Source organism: Acidovorax sp. KPB24-07, assembly GCF_057543315.1.
Genome location: NZ_BAAJYS010000662.1, coordinates 1 through 1,280 on the forward strand (window position 1 = coordinate 1; position 1,280 = coordinate 1,280).

Annotated in this window: 2 protein-coding genes; both read left to right on the top strand. The window is 72.4% G+C overall.

The genetic code is table 11. From position 1 onward, the window contains the following. The first annotated feature begins 97 nt into the window (after positions 1–97). Positions 98–634 (top strand): RidA family protein, encoded by a 537-nt coding sequence (locus AC27IQ_RS24800; protein WP_487091191.1) that lies wholly within the window; start codon positions 98–100, stop codon positions 632–634. Between the two features lie 66 nt (positions 635–700). Continuing rightward, the coding region (locus tag AC27IQ_RS24805; protein WP_487091192.1) for an MFS transporter at positions 701–1,280 on the top strand (580 nt) is incomplete at its 3' end.

Genomic DNA, 1,280 nt, shown 5'->3' on the forward strand with positions numbered 1-1,280 from the left:
AGTCGAAAAGTCGAAAAGTCGAAAAGTCGCACAGGGTTGACCTCAAGTTTAGTTGAGGTTTGATACTGCCCACTTTCCACTTCATCCCCACCGGTCCATGTCCCTCGCCACCGCGCCTGCCCCAACCGCTCCGTCCGCCGCCAACACATCCGCCCCCGCGCTGCAGCCCCACGGCCCGGCCGCGGCCGCGTATGTTCCGCCACCCGGCGGCCAGCGCGCCGCCCCGCTCGCCCTGTCCTTCCTCAACCCGGACGGCCTGTACGACCCGCGCCCCAATGGCTATTCGCACCTGGCCGTGGCGCAAGGCGCGGCGCGCACGGTGCACGTGGCCGGACAGGGCGGTGAAGATGCGCAGGGCCGGCTGGCCGACGGTTTCGCGCAGCAGGTCGCCCAGGCCCTGGCCAACCTCGGCACCGCGCTCGCCGCGGCCGGCGCGCGGCCCCGGGACGTGGCCAAGCTCACAGTGCTCATCGTGGACCACAGCGAGCAGCGGCTGCAGACGTTCGGCCAGGCCCTGATGGCGATGTGGGCCGGCGCCCCGGCGCCCGCCTGCACCCTGATCCCCGTGCCGCGCCTGGCGATCGACGGCATGCTGTTCGAGATCGACGCCCTCGCCTACGTGCCTGCCGGCTGACGGGCCGCCGCTTCCAGCCACTCCATCCCACCACCTTCGCGCCCGCTACCGAGAATCCCGCACCGCATGCCACCCCGTACCCTGCCCGCCACCCCATCCTCCTCCCGCCCTGACACCTCGGCGGGCCTGTCCACCCCCGTGCTGCTGCTGATGGCGGTGGCCTGCGGCCTGTGCGCGGGCGCCAACTATTTCAACCAGCCGCTGCTGCACTCCATCGCCGTACACCTGCAGGTGTCCGAAGGCACGGCCGCGCTGACAGTCACCTTCGCGCAGGTGGCCTACGCGGTCGGCTTGCTGCTGCTGGTGCCGCTGGGCGACAAGCTGGAGCGGCGGCGGCTGATCGCCACGCTCATGGTGCTGGCGGCGGCGGGGCTGTTCCTGAGCGGGTTTGCCGACTGCTTCGCGCTGCTGGCGCTGGGCACGCTCATGACCGGGCTGTTCTCGGTGGCCGCCCAGGTGCTGGTGCCCATGGCGGCGGCGCTGGCCGCGCCCGGGCGCAGCGGGCAGGCCGTGGGCCTGGTGATGAGCGGGCTGCTCACCGGCATCCTGGCCGCGCGCAGCGTGGCGGGCCTACTGTCGGGCCTGGGCGGCTGGAACCTGGTCTACCGCGTGGGCGGCGTGGCCCTGCTGGTGGTGGCCGCGGCGC